Below are 15,608 nucleotides of genomic sequence, written 5' to 3'. Positions count from 1 at the left end.
CCGATCAGCGGTTGATCCCGGTCCACGGTTGTTCGTTCTTTTTGCGCCGGACCGCCTCGTCGCGGCGGTCTTTGGCCCACTGCTGCTCAAATGTCTGCCCTGGGCGAGCACTGGGGATGCGGTTCATGGCTCGGCTCAGCCAGCGCGGAGGGGCGGCAGGCTCCCATTGCGGGAAGATGGTGCTCAACGAATACATGGTCTTCAGGGCGACGAACACGCCGAACAAGGCGGACGGCGCATCGGTGACCGCGACCGCGAACATCCCGAAGATCAAGGTCAGGTGCACCACGGCCACCCGCAGAAATCCGCGGCTCGCCATCACTTCGAGTTGCCAAAAGGTCCACCGGCGCAGCGAGGGCAGGTCTACCACGAAGTCGGCGGCAAGCGCGATCAGCACCTGCAGGCAGCCCAAACCCACACTGCGCCAATCGATACCGATCAGCGCAGCCTTGCCGTTGTGCGTGAGCAGGAGCACGATGACCGCGAGGAAGAACCCGTGCGCCCCCGAGAAGACGAGAGTGGTGAACAGGAAGCCCTTGACGAAGGACGTGCGCGAGTAACGGCGATCCGGGCCAGGTGCCTCATACCGGAAGTGCCCATGGCGGGGGCTCCAATGTTTGTGAAGCAGCGCACGGAGCGCAACCAAGAGCGACGCCACGACGGTTTCGAACCAATAAACCGCCAAAGTGGTGCCCGCAGACCATCCGCCGATGAACCATCCGGTGAGCGGAATGGCATTCACCGCCATCATCGTGGCCAGGTGCACGATGCGATGGGCGGGCCCTGGGGCGTCCGGGGCCGGAACGGACTCCTGGGCGATCATCGCTAACTCAGGATGTTCACGGCGCGGGCAAGCACCAGCGCGACGGTGGAGAGCGCCACCATCGACTGCAGGGTCATCAGCATCTTCGCCCACCGCGACAGCGGCATGGTGTCGGTGGGGGAGAAGGCCACCACATTGGTGAAGCTCACGTACAGATAATCAGGAAATTTCGGTCGCCAATCCGGGGGCGCCAGTTCTGGATTGGCCATCTGTGGAAACATGAAATCCGGGTGCGGACGGTCGGGTGTGCGGCGCGCAAAGGGGCCGCCGCGATCAAACTCCCAGTACCACATGCCGAAGACGATCACGTTGGTGATGAAGATCGCCAGGCCGCTGCCGAGTAGCACGCGCGGATTGTCACCCATCTGTCCGCTCACGATTTTGTAATCCAGTAGGGCTGCGGAAATGGTGTTGTCGGCGGTGATCGCGGCGATCAGCAGATACGTCGCCCAGCGCCCGAGAGTCGTTGAGCGCGTGAACTTTATCGGATTGAGGATTACCAGGACGAGTAGCAGTGCGGACTCCAACACCGGCAGGGGCCAGCGCGGTGTGAGGTTGAACTGGGCAGGGATCGCCAGTTGAAGGCAGATTGCCGTCACCAGGGCGATGAGGACCGGTATGCGGCTTTCTGGAGCACCCGGACGCAGCCACGACGGCAGGTGCTTTTCGGCGGCCAGCACATCGTCGGACACTTCAAGGGCAAGTCGCTCGATACGGTGGCCGCCCGGGTGCCCGGCGGCGGATTCGCGTGGCGAAGACATGGGGATGTATTACACCCCGCGATGAGGTCTTGCTCAGTGAATGAGTGAGCCGGTGAGCCATCCGAAGCTGGCCACGGCGGCGGCAGAAAGCACCGCGGTCGACAGCGATGCGATCAGCAGGAACGTGACGATGAAGACCACGGCACCCGCACCAAGAGCGAGCAGTTTGTAGGCCGGCCAGGCGGCGACATCCAGGGACCGCAGCTCATGTGCCGCGCGCTCGAATGTCGTCATGGGTACAGGATAGGCCTAAAGCAGAAGTTCGGTCAACCGAACACATGCCTACGGGCACAAAAAATGAACAAGCGGGCGGCGGCTCATTCAGTGCGCGACGATATGCGATGGAACTACGTTCCGGCGCGGCGATACAGTTGTCGTCATGCCATTAACCGGTGAATACGAACCCAGTGGACTCGATTGGTCGCAGAAGCAGGTGGCCAAGATCATTGAGAGTGGGACCACCGATGGCATCACCATCGCGGACATGCCGGTGATCCTGCTGACCACGCTGGGCGCCAAGTCGGGCAAGCTGCGCAAGATCGCCTTGATGCGCGTGGAGCACAACGGCGAGTACGCCCTTGTGGCCTCGCTCGGCGGCGCCCCCAAGAACCCCGTCTGGTACTACAACGTCAAAGAGAACCCGCTTGTCGAGCTGCAAGACGGCAGTGTCACCAAGGACTACCAGGCACGGGAAGTCATCGGCGACGAGAAGGCCACGTGGTGGGATCGTGCCGTCGAGGCCTACCCGCCCTATGCGGAATACCAGACCAAGACCGACCGTCAGATCCCGGTTTTCGTGCTGACACCTGTCTCTTGAGCACGTCCGAGGTGGTGACGGCCGCCGATATCGATGCCGCGGCCAAGCGCATCGACGAGGTCGTCCATCCCACACCGCTGCAGCACGCCGATCGGCTCTCGGCCCTCACCCGCGCCGAGGTGTATCTGAAGCGTGAAGATCTGCAGTCGGTCCGCTCCTACAAGGTGCGCGGTGCGTTCAACCTGCTGATGCAGCTCAGCGATGAGGAGAAGGCCGCCGGCGTGGTGTGTTCCAGTGCCGGTAACCACGCTCAGGGATTCGCGCTGGCGTGCAAGTCGATGGGCGTGCACGGCCGGGTGTACATCCCCAGTAAAACCCCTAAGCAGAAGCGGCAGCGAATCATCTACCACGGCAATGGGTTTGTGGAGCTGATCGCGGTCGGGCACGGCTATGACGAGGCTGCGGCCGCGGCCAAGGCCGATGCCGCGCGTACCGGTGCCACCCTGGTGCCGGCCTTTGACGATGTGCGAACGATCGCGGGCCAGGGCACCATCGCCGCGGAGATACTCGATCAATTGGATAGTCCGCCCGACGTGGTGGTGGTACCGGTCGGCGGTGGCGGCTGCATCTCGGGGATCGTCACCTACCTGCGCGAGCGTGCCCCTGAGGTTCGCGTGGTGGGGGTGGAACCCGCCGGTGCTGCCTGTATGGCCGCGGCCTTGCGGGCCGGCGGTCCGGTTCCGCTCGACCATGTGGATCCCTTTGTCGACGGCTGTGCCGTACAGGTAGCCGGGGCTGCTCCATATCGGGTGCTTGCCGCGGCGGGGGAGATGCTCACGCTCACGACAGTCGATGAGGGTGCCGCCTGCACCGCGATGCTGGAGCTTTACCAGAACGAGGGGATCATCGCTGAGCCCGCCGGTGCGCTGTCGGTGGCCGCGCTGGCGGAGATGGCGATCGAGCCGGGCGCCACCGTCGTCTGCCTGATTTCCGGTGGCAACAATGATGTTTCGCGGTACGGCGAGATCCTGGAACGCTCGTTGGTGCACCTGGGGCTCAAGCACTACTTCCTGGTGGACTTCCCGCAGGAACCGGGTGCGCTGCGGCGCTTTCTCGGCGAGGTGCTGGGGCCCAACGACGACATCACGCTGTTCGAGTACGTCAAGCGGAACAACCGCGAGATGGGTGCCGCTTTGGTGGGCATCGAGCTCAGCTACGCGGATGACCTGTCGGGTCTGCTGGATCGGATGCGGTTTTCCGGGCTGGATATCGAACGGCTGGAGCCGGACTCGCCGGCCTTCCGCTATCTGACATAGGGCGGCTACCCGCTTTTACGCAGCACCACTAGGGCGCGGTCTTGTACGCGCACTGCTTCGCCAGCCTTGACCACGGTCGAGCATTGGCCATTGGGTGTGGCGGTGTCCAGTACGGCGGTCCATTGGGTCGCGTAATCGCCGTCGGGCGTCACGAAATCCAGTGGTTCGTCGTATGCGTTGAAGCACAACAGGAACGAGTCGCCGGATACTCGCTCGCCGCGCGCGTTCGGCTCGGGGATTGCGTCACCGTTGAGGAATACGGCCAGGCTCTTGCCGAATCCGCTGTCCCAGTCGGCAGTGGTCATTTCCTCGCCCGCGGGGGTGAGCCACGCGATATCGCGCACTTCCTCGCCTTCCCGGATCGGACGCCCGGCGAAGAACCGCCGGCGCCGAAACACCGGGTGTTGTTTACGTAGCGCGATCACGCTACGTGCGAACTGCAGCAGGTCGGCGTTCGCGGTGGCGAGTTCCCAATCCATCCAGGACAGCGCCGAATCCTGGCAGTAGACATTGTTGTTGCCTTGCTGCGTACGGCCGATCTCGTCTCCGTGTGACAGCATCGGCGTGCCCTGGCTCAGTACCAGGGTTGCGAAGATGTTGCGCATCTGCCGGGCGCGCAGCGCGAGAATCTGCGGATCATCGGTGGGCCCTTCCACACCGCAGTTCCAGGACCGGTTGTAGGTTTCGCCGTCTTGATTGTTCTCGCCGTTGGCCTCGTTGTGTTTCTCGTTGTAGGAGACCAGGTCTCGCAGGGTGAATCCGTCGTGAGCGGTGACGAAGTTGATACTCGCGCTGGGGCGGCGCCCGGTGGCTTCGTACAGGTCAGATGAACCGGTGAGGCGCGACGCGAATTCTCCGAGGGTGGCTGGCTGTCCACGCCAATAATCGCGGACGGTGTCGCGGAACTTTCCGTTCCATTCGGTCCACAGCCCGGGGAAGTTGCCCACCTGATATCCGCCTTCGCCGATATCCCACGGCTCGGCGATCAGCTTGACCTGGCTGACGATCGGATCCTGCTGCACCAGATCGAAGAAGGCCGAGAGCCTGTCGACATCGTGCAGTTCCCGCGCCAGGGTGGAGGCCAAATCGAAACGGAAACCGTCGACGTGCATCTCGGTGACCCAGTAGCGCAGCGAGTCCATAATGAGCTGCAACGTGTGCGGGTTACGGGCGTTGAGGCTGTTCCCGGTTCCGGTGTAGTCGGTATACCGGGCGAGGTTGTCGTCGTTGAGTTTGTAGTAGGCGCGGTTATCGATACCTCGGAAGCTCAGTGTCGGTCCGATATGGTCGCCCTCGGCGGTGTGGTTGTAGACGACGTCGAGAATCACCTCGATGCCTGCCTCGTGGAGTGCGCGCACCATTGCCTTGAACTCGGCCACTGCTCCGCCGGCATGTGGTGAAGACGCGTATCCGGCATGCGGTGCGAGGTACCCGAAGGTGTTGTATCCCCAGTAATTTCGCAGCCCCAGCGCGATCAGCCGGCTGTCGTGGAAGAACTGGTGTACCGGCATGAGTTCGATGGCGGTGACACCGAGGGAATGCAGGTGGTCTATCACCGCGGGATGCGCCAGCCCCGCATAGGTGCCCCGAAGTTCCTCGGGTATCCCGGGGTGAGTCTGCGTCATGCCCTTGACGTGTGCCTCGTAGATGACTGTCTCGTGGTACGGGGTGCGTGGTCGGCGGTCCGAACCCCAGTCGAAGTAGGGGTTGATGACGACAGTGGTCATGGTGCGCCCCAGCGAGTCCCGTGGCACGAGCGTCTCGGTGTCCACGGGATCTATCTGATAGGAGAGCAACGGCGGCGCGGTATCGGGGACGTAACCGAACTCGCCGTGAAAGGCTTTTCCATACGGGTCGAGCAGCAGCTTGCTGGGGTCGCACCGATGCCCGCTTTCCGGATCCCACGGTCCGTGCACACGGAAGCCGTAACGCTGGCCCGGGGAGATTGTCGGCAGATAGCAGTGCCACACATATCCATCGACCTCATCCAGGGGGATCCGGGTTTCGGTCCCGTCCTTGGCGATCAGGCACAGTTCGACGGACGTGGCCACCTCGGAGAACAACGAGAAATTGGTGCCCGCGCCGTCATAGGTGGCGCCCAGCGGATATGGGTTACCCGGCCATACCTGAAGGGGTGGCAGGGTCATGCTGATAGACCCTATCGGTCGAGGGCCCGGATCGCGCGCGTCACTGGCCCGGTTGGGCCGGGCGCCACCATCCGGTGGCGAGCGCGATCTGGCGGCCCAGTTCCTTGGCCATGGTGCGCATGTAGGTGGCGGAGATGTGGTGAGAATCGTGATACACCAACACGTTTCCTTCCACCACTCGACATTTGTCGGGACGGCAGATGGCGCGGGTCATATCCAGGATCTTCAACAGCGGGAAACGGTTCGCGATGGCCAGGGTGGGGTTCACATCATCGAGTGCGCGGTTGCGATCCATGGCGCACGAGTCGGCGGTTCCACCCGCGGAGATGCAGTCGGCGGCGGTGTAGGTGGTGCCGTCCTTATCGATGAGCCACGGTGTGTCGCGCATACCGAGCACCGGGATGCCGGCTTCATCGAACGCCGACCAGATTCCCAGGTAGCTTTCGGGCATCACGTCGCCGTCGCCCAAGGCGGAACGTGGACGGGTGGTCGTGGTGAACACGTAGTCAGGGTGCTCCTGGATGATCCGCGACATGACCTCGTCGACCCATTTCTTGCAGTCGGGGTACGGGTCGTTGGACCCGGCGATGCGCGGGACCTCCTCGGTGCTCAGCGGGCAGCCCATCTTCAAATACGTGGTGATCTTGAAATTGTGCTGACGCCCCAGGATGTCGAGTGCGGTGATCCAGTGCTCGGCGTGTGAGCCACCGGCGAGGGCGATGGTTCGGGTGGCATGCGGATTGCCATACGTGCAGGTGATCACCGCGCGATTGCGGAAATCGCTGATGCAATCCTGCTCGGTGGTGATCGGCAGGTCGTCGGAGGCCTCGAGCGTGGTGGGCCGCATCGGCAGGTCGGGTACCCGATCGCCGTACAGCAGTGCTCCGGCACCGGGATAGTCACGCGGGCGCAGTCCGGAGAGCTCCTTGCCATTGGAACGCTGCACCGTGACGTGCTCCAGCCAGGTGAATGAGGTCGCGGTCAATGCAACCGCCATCAGCACGATGGAGGTGCCCAGCGCCAGCGTGGGGCGCCGCAACCGGGTCCACAGCGATGCCGACGTGGGTGAGACCCGCGGGTAACGCAGGGGAGTCTCGATGTATTTGTTGGTGAGGTAGGCCAGCGCCAGGGAAATGCCGAGGATGGCGGCGCCCTCCGCGACGGTGACCCTGGCCTCGCCGGTGTAGACCAGCCAGTAGACAAGCAGCGGCCAGTGCCACAGGTACAACGAGTAGGCCAGCGCACCCAGTTCGACGAGCGGGCGGGTGGCGAGGAACCGGTTGGCCACCGGCTGCCGGGCATCCGCCGGCAGGTTCGCTGCCGACAGGATGAGGAGCAGGGTGGCAACGACGGGCACCAATGCCAACGGGCCCGGGAACTCGCGCACGCCGTTGATGAGTGCACCGCACGACAGGATCGCCACGACGGCCACGAAGCTCAGCAGCTGGCGCAGCCACCTGGGCCACCGGGTGCCCGCCACCAACGCACCGACCAGTACGCCGAGCAGCAATTCCCAGGCGCGGGCGAAGGTGTTGTAGTAGGCAATCGATTGAAAATCGAGGTGGGCATAGATCGCGTACCCGAAGGAAGCCGCGGACAGGACCGCGATCACCACGATCAGCACGGTACGGATGTGTCGGCCGAGCGGCTTGCGCAGCAGAACTGCCAGCAGATACACCAATGCGAGAAAGCCGACATAGAACTGCCCCTGTACCGACATCGACCACAGATGTTGTAGCGGGCTCACCGACTCGCTGGCTGCCAGATAGTCCGCGGCGGTGTTGGCGAGCTCCCAGTTCTGGTAGTAACCCAGGCTTGCCAGGCTCTGTTCGGCAAACGTCTCCCAGCGTGTTTCCGGTTGCACCAGCACGGTCAGCACCGCGCAGGCGGCCAGCACCAGAATCAGGGCGGGCAGCAGGCGCCGCACCAGTCGTTTCACGACAGGCACCGGATTGAGGGAAGCTCCCTGTGTGGTCGCTGTGCGTAGTAGCTTGCTGCCGTAGAAGAAGCCCGAAAGAGTTAAGAAAACGTCAACTCCACCCGACACCCGGCCGAACCAGACATGAAACACGGCGACCAGAAAAATCGCGATTCCGCGCAATCCGTCCAGGTCGTAGCGGTAGAACGCCTTGTCGCCCTTGGGTTTTGGGGTGGCGTCCATCGCCGCGGCGGGTGACACCTCGGGATCTTTTGTGGGCTTAGTTGCTGAGACGAAGAACATTTTCGGCCCCCAATGTACCCATGGTTGCCGAGAGTCTTGGCAGTTGCGCGCCAACGGCGTGTGCGCGAGAGGCGAATGGCCCAATGCCGGGGGCCTGTGACAGGCTCGCTGACTGTGCCGAAGTTGACACCAGAAGAGGTCGAAGCCGTCGACGCCGCGCATTTGTGGCATCCGTATAGCGGGATCGGCATCCCCGCGGCGGCCCAGCGACCGCTGGTGGTGACAGGTGCCAGTGGCCCCAACATCACGGTCGTGCGCGATGGCCGATCCGTCGAGGTGCTTGACGGGATGAGCTCGTGGTGGTCCTGCATCCATGGTCACGGTCACCCGGTGCTGGACCGCGCGGTGACCGACCAGCTGGCCTCGATGAGCCATGTGATGTTCGGGGGCTTGACCCATGAGCCGGCAGCCCGGCTGGCTCAGCTGCTGGTCGAGCTCACACCGGCGGGGCTGGAGACGGTCTTCTTCTGCGACTCCGGATCGGTGTCGGTGGAAGTGGCGATCAAGATGGCGCTGCAATATTGGCGCAGCCTCGGACTGCCGGCCAAGCATCGGTTGATGACGTGGCGTGGCGGCTATCACGGGGACACCTTCGCGCCGATGAGTGTCTGTGATCCCGAGGGCGGCATGCACTCACTGTGGACCGACGTGCTGGTCGAGCAGATCTTTGCCGACCGTGTCCCCGGCGCCTACGACGGCGAGTACATGAGGCGTTTCGAAGCGGAGCTGACCGAACACGCTGCCGAACTTGCGGCGGTCATCGTCGAGCCCATGGTGCAGGGCGCCGGTGGGATGCGATTTCACGATCCGCGGTATCTCGCAGAGCTGCGCGCCATCTGCGACAGGCATGGTGTGCTGCTGATCTTCGACGAGATCGCCACCGGGTTCGGGCGTACCGGCGAGCTGTTCGCCGCCGACCATGCCGGGGTGAGTCCGGACATCATGTGCGTCGGCAAGGCGATCACCGGCGGCTACCTCACCCTGGCTGCCACGCTGTGTACGGCCAAGATCGCGCAGACAATCAGCGACAGCCCCGCCGGTGCGTTGATGCACGGACCGACTTTCATGGCCAATCCGTTGGCGTGCGCTGTGGCTGTCGCTTCCATCGAGCTGTTGCTGTCTGGAGACTGGAAGACTCGGGTCGCCCGGATAGCAGCGGGCCTGCGCGAGGGCCTGGCGCCCGCAGCGGATCTCGAGGGCGTCGCCGACGTGCGGGTCTGCGGGGCCATCGGCGTCATCGATATGGAGCATCCGTTGGGTGAGCAGGGCATGCGAATTGCTACGGGTGCGGCACTGGACGAGGGCGTTTGGCTGCGTCCCTTCCGAACGCTGATTTATACGATGCCGCCGTACATCTGCGACGAGGGCGAAATCCGCCGAATCACCCGTGCGATGGTCCGGGCGGCGACGGCGGTAGTAGCCGGCCGACAGGTGCGCTAACCTGAACACCGTTCAGGAGAGGAGGTGCCGGTGGTCGAGGCATCATCACCGCTTGCCTGGTTGGGTGAGGTCGAGCGGCAACGGGAAGCTGCCGGGCTGCGTCGACGGCTGCGTACGCGCAGCGCGGCAGAACCCGAAATCGACCTGGCTTCCAATGACTACCTGGGCCTTTCCCGGCATCCGCAGGTCATCGAGGCAGGTGTCGAGGCGTTGCGGATATGGGGTGCCGGATCCACCGGCTCACGTCTGGTCACCGGTAACACCGAGCTGCATGAAGAACTCGAGCAAGAGCTCGCGACCTTCATGGGTACGGAGTCGGCGCTGGTCTTCTCCTCGGGATACACCGCCAACCTCGGGGCGGTGGTCGCCCTGTCCGGCCCGGGGACCCTCATCGTCTCCGATGCGCGCACGCATGCCTCGCTGATCGATGCCTGCCGTTTGTCGCGCGCGCGGGTGGTGGTGACCCCCTACCGCGACACGCAAGCGGTGGCGGCGGCCCTGGCGCAGCGCCCCGAAGAACGTGCGCTGGTGCTCACCGACGCGGTCTTCAGCGCCGACGGTGCGCTGGCCCCGTTGGCCGAACTGTATGGCGTGTGCCGCCGCCACGGCGCAGTGCTGCTGGTCGACGAGGCGCACGGGCTTGGTGTGCGTGGGTCGGGTGGCCGCGGTCTGGTCGCCGAAATGAACCTGGCGGGCCGGGATGACCTCGTCGTGACCGTGACGCTTTCCAAGGCGCTGGGTAGTCAGGGCGGGGCCGTGCTCGGATCGGCGGCGGTGCGTGCGCACCTCATTGACGCCGCCCGTCCGTTCATCTTCGACACTGGGCTCGCGCCCGCGGCGGTCGGGTCGGCGTTGGCGGCCCTGCGCCTGATGATCGACGAACCCGCGCGGATACGTGCTGTCCTGGCGCATGCGGCGGCGCTGGGGCAGTGGTGCGGCGTGCCCGATAAGCCGGAATCGGCGGTGGTGCCGGTGGTTCTCGGTGATCCCACGGTCGCGTTCAATGCCGCGCGGTCATGTTTGGAGCAGGGCGTTCGGGTGGGTTGTTTTCGTCCGCCCTCCGTCCCGGAAGGTCAGTCGCTGTTGCGACTGACGGCCCGCGCCTCGCTCACCGAGGCCGATATGGAACGCGTGCACGAGGTGCTTGCCGGGGTGCTGACGCTGGCGCGGCGATGACGATTTTGCTGGTCACCGGCACATCGACCGGGGTGGGCAAGACGGTGGCGACGGCTGCGCTGGCCGCCGCGGCTGTCCGTCAGGGCATCGACGTGACGGTGTGTAAACCCGTGCAGACCGGCGATGACCATGACGCTGGCGAGGTGGCGCGGCTCTCCGGCGTGACGCGGGTCCAGACCCTGGTGCGCTATCCCGAGCCGCTGGCCCCGGTGGCCTCGGCGTCACGGGCTGGATTGGAACTGCTGGACCACACGCAGATGGCCACTGCGATCGTTGCCCTCGATCGGCCCGGCGCCTTGACCTTGGTCGAGGGCGCTGGCGGTCTGCTGGTGGAGTTGGCGGCCGACGGCAAGACTCTTCGCGACCTCGCGATGGTCCTCGATGCCCCAGTGCTGGTGGTGACCACCGCCGATCTAGGCACCCTGAATCACACCGCCCTTACCCTGGAAGCTCTTGCCGTACAGTCGGTTCCCTGTGCAGGACTGGTGGTGGGTAGCTTTCCGGCAGAGCCCGATCTGGCGCAACGGCTCAACCGTGAAAACCTGGCGAACCAGTTCGGGACGCCCGTGCGCGCGGTGATTCCCGAGGGTGCGGCGCGGCTCATGCCCCCGGTATTCGCGGAGCTGAGTATCGAACTTTTCGAACCGCAGTGGGTCGCCGGCCTGGTCGCCTAACCGATCGGACTGGACTGACGGGCCAACTGGCCGATCCCGTCCACCAGAAGGCGCGCGCCGAAACCGAATTGCGCGCTGGGATCGGCGAACCCCGCGCCGTCCGCGAGGAACGATTGACCGTTCTCAAGGGCGCCCGCGGAGTCCCATTGCAGCCGCGACTGCTCATCGGCGACGTAGCCGAGCACGTAATAGACGATGCTACGGGCGGCGAGGGCGGCGGGAACTGCGCCCAGGCCCGCGGTCGCCGCGGCCTCGGCCAGGCGATCCAGCACGGTGATCATGTGTGCGGTCTGTCCGGACGCGAAGCTGGCCGACACCAGTTCGGCGCCGTCCTTATGGGAGAGCAGTGCATCGCGAAGAGCCGAGCACAAAAAGTCGATGCGTTCCTGCCAGGGCGCATCCCGGCGGTCGGACTCGGCCAAAGGTGCCAGCACGTGATCGGCCACCGCGCCGAGCAGCTGCTGTTTGTTCGCGAAATGCCAATACAGCGCGCTGGGTGCGATATCGAGCTCGCGAGCGAGCCGCCGCATCGTGAGGTCCGCGATTCCGTAGTCGTCGAGAATCGCGGTCGCCCGGCGTACCAGGTCGTGTCGGTTCAGCGCTCGACGCTCTTCGCGTAAGCGGCTCATCGGCGGGGCTGTGCGCCCCTTGTTTGGCTCAGTGATGGCCATACTCTAACCTGAACACCGTTCAGGATTGTGTATCAGGTTTGTACCTAGTGAGGAGCCCTGCGTGACTGAGACAGCCGAGCTGACAGCCGCGACGGACGCCGACGTATTGGCAGTCGCCCGTGAGCAGGTCTTGGAACAAGGCGTGGGCCTGACGCAGGAGCAGGTGCTGCGAGTCCTGCAACTTCCTGACGATCGCTTGGAAGAGCTGCTCGCGCTCGCTCACGAGGTGCGCATGCGCTGGTGCGGCCCGGAGGTCGAGGTTGAGGGCATCATCAGCCTCAAGACCGGCGGTTGCCCCGAGGACTGCCATTTCTGTTCGCAGTCGGGTCTGTTCGCTTCCCCGGTGCGCAGCGCGTGGCTCGACATCCCGAGCCTGGTGGAGGCCGCCAAGCAGACCGCAAAGTCCGGTGCTACCGAGTTCTGCATCGTGGCGGCGGTCCGTGGGCCCGACGAGCGTCTGCTCGCGCAGGTTGCCGCCGGTATCGAAGCCATCCGCAATGAGGTCGACATCCAGATCGCCTGCTCGCTGGGCATGCTGACACAGGAGCAGGTCGATCGTCTGTCGGCGATGGGCGTGCACCGCTACAACCACAACCTGGAGACGGCGAAGTCGCACTTCCCCAACGTGGTCACCACGCACAGCTGGGAAGAGCGTTGGGACACCCTGAAGATGGTGCGCGAGGCAGGCATGGAGGTCTGCTGTGGTGGCATCCTCGGAATGGGCGAAACCCTGGAGCAGCGCGCGGAATTCGCCGCGAACCTGGCCGAACTGGAGCCCGACGAGGTTCCGCTGAACTTCCTCAACCCGCGTCCGGGAACGCCGTTCGGTGATCTTGAGGTGCTGCCGGCATCGGACGCGCTGCGCGCGGTCGCGGCGTTCCGGCTGGCGTTGCCGCGCACCATGCTGCGGTTCGCCGGTGGACGCGAGATCACCCTGGGCGACCTGGGCGCCAAGCAGGGCATCTTGGGTGGAATCAACGCCGTCATCGTCGGCAACTACCTGACCACGCTGGGACGTCCGGCCGAGGCGGACTTGGAGCTGCTCGACGATCTGCAGATGCCGATCAAGGCTCTGAACAGCAGCCTGTGACCAATAGCCTGTACCTCATGGGTACCGAACCGGTGGCTGCCGGTAAGTACAACGTGTACACCGGGATCGAGATCGATGGCGGCGCTGCTGGTGCGCTGCTTCCGACCGCCGCCCAGCTGGGTCTGGAACCGCCGCGATTCTGTGCGGCGTGTGGACGACGAATGATCGTCCAGGTGCGGCCGGATGGGTGGCACGCGAAGTGTTCCCGGCACGGCGAGGTGGACTCCAAGCAGCTCGAGCAGCGATGAGCGCGAGCGAAGAGCCGCAGGTTTCGATGAGCGTGAGCGAAGAGCCGCAGGTTCCGATGAGCGTGAGCGAAGAGCCGCAGGTTCCGATGAGCGTGAGCGAAGAGCCGCAGGTTCCGATGAGCGTGAGCGGGCAACCGGTGGCTGTGGCGAGCCGGGAGGGCGCGCCGCGCTTTTCGCACATTGGCGCGGCAGCGATCGTGTTCGGCGGATTGGCCGCGACCGGTGTGCTGGTGGGAGTGCTCTGGAGCTTTCTGGCCCCCGGTGTGCACGGGGCCATCGCTGACACGCGGGACAATGGTCGAGTATTTGTGCACTTGGGCAACCAGGCCGACAACTTCTTCATCGGCACCACCCTGCTTGTGGGGATGGCCGCGGTGGTCGCGGTGATCGCGGCGGCGGCGGCATGGCAGTGGCGGGCGCACCGCGGCCCGATGATGGTGGGCGCGCTCACCCTGGGATCCTTGGCCTGCTCGGCGGTGGCGGCGGGAGTCGGCGCCGTCCTGGTCCGGTTGCGTTACGGCGCATTGGATATCGCGGGCGCCTCACTGGATGCGGGACATCGGATCAAGTATGTCGTCCAGGCTCCTGCGGTGTTCTACGGTCATACGGAAGCTCAGATAGCCGTCACGCTGGCGCTGGCACCCTGCCTGGCCGCGGTGGTCTATATGTTCTGCGTAGTTGCTTGCGCCCGTGACGATCTGGATGCCTGGCCGCCTGCGCCGGTACCCGAATACCGGGCGCCCGTGCTCGTGCCGCCGACAGAAGGCGCTAATTCGACGGCCTAGCTTGATCGAGCCGCAGTGAACGTGCAGTACTCCGCGCCGAACGGGTGACCGCCGCCTCGTCCCAGGTGATGTCTCCGGCACCCGGCATGGCCGCGGTCAGCGTCCGTTGCCAGGTGGTCCGCCATTGCTCGGGGAAGCAGCGTCGCAGTGCGTCGAGCATGATCGGCACCGCGGTGGATGCCCCGGGGGAGGCGCCGAGTAGCCCGGCGATGCTGTGATCGGCGCTGACAACCAGTTCGGTGCCGTGCCGAAGCACACCAACCTGCCGGGGATCGGGCGTGATCAGTTGTGCGCGTTGTCCCGCCGGCACAAGTTCCCAATCGTCTGGCGCGGCGGTGGGGTAGTAGCGCCGCAGCTGCCCCATCCGCTGACGCGGGCCGGCGACGACCTGCCCGATCAGATATCGGATGAGGGCGAGGTTCTGGAGTAGTGCGGCAGCGATCACATGCAGGTTGTGCCAGCGCACGGTGCTGAAGAAGTCGGTCCATCGTCCGTGTTTGAGCAGCTTGGTGCTGAATGTCGCGTACGGCCCGAACATCACGTACGGCCGTCCGTCGACGATGCGTTTGTCGAGATGCGGTACTGACATCGGGGGAGCACCAACGGGGGCTTGCCCGTACACCTTGGTGGTGTGCGCGTCGGCCACGGCGGCATTGGCCGAGCGCAGGAACGCGGCGCCCACGGGTAGCACGGCGTATCCGCGCACCTCGGCCAGATGCGCGCGTTGCAGGAGCCGTAGCGCATGCCCACCCGCGCCCACGAATACCTTGTGAGTGCGTACCGCGAAGCCGCCCTCGGCGTTTCGGCCGGTCACCATCCAGGATCCATCGATACTCTGGCGCAGCGCGCGGACCTCGTGCCCCAACCGGAGCTGGCCACCGCGATCGGTGACGATACGTGTCAGTGCTGCGGTGAGAGCCCCGAAATCGACATCGGTCCCCTCCGGGTGCAAGGTGGCAGCGATGGGTCCGCCGGGCGTGCGACCGCGCATCACCAAGGGCGCCCACCGTTCGATGGTGGCGGGGTCATCGCTGAACCGCATTCCGCTGAACATCGGATCCGCGGCCAGGGTTTCGTAGCGTTGGCGCAGATAGTTCGCGTCGCGGTGCCCGAAGACCACGTCCATATGCGCGGCAGAGTGGATGAAGGTGTCGGGGCGTAGCAATGCGTGGTCCGCCAGATACGACCACCACTGCCGGCTGAGGTGGAATTGGCGAGCGATCGCGGCGGCCTGGGCGCCGTCGCCGGGATCGGGCATGTAATTGAGTTCGCAGAAACCGGTGTGGCCGGTGCCGGCATTGTTCCAGGGGCCGCTACTTTCCGTGGCGAGCGCATCTGACCTCTCCAGCAATACAATTCGCCACTCCGGTGCCAGGATCGACAGCATCGAGCCCAGGGTCGCCGACATGATTCCGCCGCCGATCAGCACGACGTCGGCGTCTATGGGGTGCGCTTGGGATGCTCGCGGGATTCTGCTCATACCCATCACAATCCGCCGA

The 15,608-nt window shown here is 64.9% G+C and carries 15 protein-coding genes; 8 read left to right on the top strand and 7 right to left on the bottom strand.

What is annotated here, in order from left to right:
- Nucleotides 1-4: 4 nt before the first annotated feature.
- From MAB_RS13680 to MAB_RS13670, 3 genes are read right to left on the bottom strand one after another with little or no spacing between them, the layout of a single operon-like run.
- Nucleotides 5-823, bottom strand: coding sequence for a DUF6498-containing protein (locus tag MAB_RS13680; protein ID WP_005075905.1), 819 nt, complete (start codon nucleotides 821-823; stop codon nucleotides 5-7).
- A gap of 2 nt (nucleotides 824-825) precedes the next feature.
- A complete protein-coding gene (locus tag MAB_RS13675) occupies nucleotides 826-1,584 on the bottom strand; it encodes a hypothetical protein (RefSeq protein WP_005115937.1) in 759 nt (252 codons plus the stop codon).
- A 33-nt stretch (nucleotides 1,585-1,617) separates the two neighbouring features.
- Complete coding sequence (locus MAB_RS13670; protein ID WP_005075903.1) at nucleotides 1,618-1,818, bottom strand: hypothetical protein; 201 nt, start codon at nucleotides 1,816-1,818, stop codon at nucleotides 1,618-1,620.
- A gap of 145 nt (nucleotides 1,819-1,963) precedes the next feature.
- Between MAB_RS13670 and MAB_RS13665 the strand changes: the two genes are divergently transcribed.
- Complete coding sequence (locus tag MAB_RS13665) at nucleotides 1,964-2,401, top strand: nitroreductase family deazaflavin-dependent oxidoreductase (protein WP_005057895.1); 438 nt, start codon at nucleotides 1,964-1,966, stop codon at nucleotides 2,399-2,401.
- Between the two features lie 14 nt (nucleotides 2,402-2,415).
- Nucleotides 2,416-3,657 carry a threonine ammonia-lyase IlvA gene (gene ilvA / locus MAB_RS13660; RefSeq protein WP_005111248.1) on the top strand — a complete coding sequence of 414 codons (1,242 nt, stop codon included), beginning with the start codon at nucleotides 2,416-2,418 and terminating at the stop codon, nucleotides 3,655-3,657.
- A 5-nt stretch (nucleotides 3,658-3,662) separates the two neighbouring features.
- Here the strand turns inward: ilvA and glgX are convergent, their stop codons facing one another.
- Nucleotides 3,663-5,804 (bottom strand): glycogen debranching protein GlgX, encoded by a 2,142-nt coding sequence (gene glgX, locus MAB_RS13655; protein ID WP_005111246.1) that lies wholly within the window; start codon nucleotides 5,802-5,804, stop codon nucleotides 3,663-3,665.
- Nucleotides 5,805-5,844: 40 nt separating this feature from the next.
- Nucleotides 5,845-8,025, bottom strand: a complete 2,181-nt coding sequence (locus MAB_RS13650) for an acyltransferase family protein (RefSeq protein ID WP_005111245.1) — start codon at nucleotides 8,023-8,025, stop codon at nucleotides 5,845-5,847.
- A gap of 123 nt (nucleotides 8,026-8,148) precedes the next feature.
- On the opposite strand from MAB_RS13650, the gene MAB_RS13645 reads away from it, so the two are divergent.
- Genes MAB_RS13645 through bioD form a run of 3 tightly spaced genes read left to right on the top strand, consistent with a single transcriptional unit; the run spans nucleotide 8,149 to nucleotide 11,315 of the window.
- Nucleotides 8,149-9,465: an adenosylmethionine--8-amino-7-oxononanoate transaminase gene (locus tag MAB_RS13645; RefSeq protein ID WP_005111243.1), complete on the top strand. Its 1,317-nt coding sequence runs from the start codon at nucleotides 8,149-8,151 to the stop codon at nucleotides 9,463-9,465.
- Between the two features lie 30 nt (nucleotides 9,466-9,495).
- On the top strand, nucleotides 9,496-10,641 hold the full coding sequence (locus MAB_RS13640; RefSeq protein ID WP_005111242.1) for an 8-amino-7-oxononanoate synthase: 1,146 nt from the start codon (nucleotides 9,496-9,498) through the stop codon (nucleotides 10,639-10,641).
- On the top strand, nucleotides 10,638-11,315 hold the full coding sequence (gene bioD, locus MAB_RS13635) for a dethiobiotin synthase (protein WP_005111240.1): 678 nt from the start codon (nucleotides 10,638-10,640) through the stop codon (nucleotides 11,313-11,315). Before MAB_RS13640 ends, bioD begins: the two co-directional genes overlap by 4 nt.
- Here the strand turns inward: bioD and MAB_RS13630 are convergent.
- Nucleotides 11,312-11,986: a TetR/AcrR family transcriptional regulator C-terminal domain-containing protein gene (locus MAB_RS13630; RefSeq protein WP_005111238.1), complete on the bottom strand. Its 675-nt coding sequence runs from the start codon at nucleotides 11,984-11,986 to the stop codon at nucleotides 11,312-11,314. The two genes, bioD and MAB_RS13630, sit on opposite strands and share 4 nt — an antisense overlap.
- A gap of 61 nt (nucleotides 11,987-12,047) precedes the next feature.
- On the opposite strand from MAB_RS13630, the gene bioB reads away from it, so the two are divergent.
- From bioB to MAB_RS13615, 3 genes are read left to right on the top strand one after another with little or no spacing between them, the layout of a single operon-like run.
- On the top strand, nucleotides 12,048-13,076 hold the full coding sequence (bioB, locus tag MAB_RS13625; RefSeq protein ID WP_005057907.1) for a biotin synthase BioB: 1,029 nt from the start codon (nucleotides 12,048-12,050) through the stop codon (nucleotides 13,074-13,076).
- Nucleotides 13,073-13,324: a biotin synthase auxiliary protein BsaP gene (gene bsaP / locus MAB_RS13620; RefSeq protein WP_005057908.1), complete on the top strand. Its 252-nt coding sequence runs from the start codon at nucleotides 13,073-13,075 to the stop codon at nucleotides 13,322-13,324. Before bioB ends, bsaP begins: the two co-directional genes overlap by 4 nt.
- A gap of 26 nt (nucleotides 13,325-13,350) precedes the next feature.
- Nucleotides 13,351-14,109 carry a DUF2567 domain-containing protein gene (locus MAB_RS13615; RefSeq protein ID WP_032668104.1) on the top strand — a complete coding sequence of 253 codons (759 nt, stop codon included), beginning with the start codon at nucleotides 13,351-13,353 and terminating at the stop codon, nucleotides 14,107-14,109.
- On the opposite strand, the gene MAB_RS13610 is transcribed toward MAB_RS13615, so the two are convergent.
- Nucleotides 14,093-15,595, bottom strand: a complete 1,503-nt coding sequence (locus MAB_RS13610) for a malate:quinone oxidoreductase (protein ID WP_005115934.1) — start codon at nucleotides 15,593-15,595, stop codon at nucleotides 14,093-14,095. The two genes, MAB_RS13615 and MAB_RS13610, sit on opposite strands and share 17 nt — an antisense overlap.
- Nucleotides 15,596-15,608 lie beyond the last annotated feature (13 nt).

The organism is Mycobacteroides abscessus ATCC 19977, assembly GCF_000069185.1.
GTDB classification, from domain to species: domain Bacteria; phylum Actinomycetota; class Actinomycetes; order Mycobacteriales; family Mycobacteriaceae; genus Mycobacterium; species Mycobacterium abscessus.
The sequence above is the reverse complement of the archived record's forward strand: the minus strand, read 5'-3'. Positions and strand labels throughout refer to the sequence as shown.

Excerpts from the sequence above, each read along its gene's own strand:
- MAB_RS13680 (WP_005075905.1), bottom strand. The coding sequence starts at position 823 with ATGATCGCCCAGGAGTCCGTTCCGGCCCCGGACGCCCCAGGGCCCGCC.
- MAB_RS13675 (WP_005115937.1), bottom strand. The coding sequence starts at position 1,584 with ATGTCTTCGCCACGCGAATCCGCCGCCGGGCACCCGGGCGGCCACCGT.
- MAB_RS13670 (WP_005075903.1), bottom strand. The coding sequence starts at position 1,818 with ATGACGACATTCGAGCGCGCGGCACATGAGCTGCGGTCCCTGGATGTC.
- MAB_RS13665 (WP_005057895.1), top strand. The coding sequence starts at position 1,964 with ATGCCATTAACCGGTGAATACGAACCCAGTGGACTCGATTGGTCGCAG.
- glgX (WP_005111246.1), bottom strand. The coding sequence starts at position 5,804 with ATGACCCTGCCACCCCTTCAGGTATGGCCGGGTAACCCATATCCGCTG.
- MAB_RS13650 (WP_005111245.1), bottom strand. The coding sequence starts at position 8,025 with ATGTTCTTCGTCTCAGCAACTAAGCCCACAAAAGATCCCGAGGTGTCA.
- bioD (WP_005111240.1), top strand. The coding sequence starts at position 10,638 with ATGACGATTTTGCTGGTCACCGGCACATCGACCGGGGTGGGCAAGACG.
- MAB_RS13630 (WP_005111238.1), bottom strand. The coding sequence starts at position 11,986 with ATGGCCATCACTGAGCCAAACAAGGGGCGCACAGCCCCGCCGATGAGC.
- MAB_RS13615 (WP_032668104.1), top strand. The coding sequence starts at position 13,351 with ATGAGCGTGAGCGAAGAGCCGCAGGTTCCGATGAGCGTGAGCGAAGAG.
- MAB_RS13610 (WP_005115934.1), bottom strand. The coding sequence starts at position 15,595 with ATGGGTATGAGCAGAATCCCGCGAGCATCCCAAGCGCACCCCATAGAC.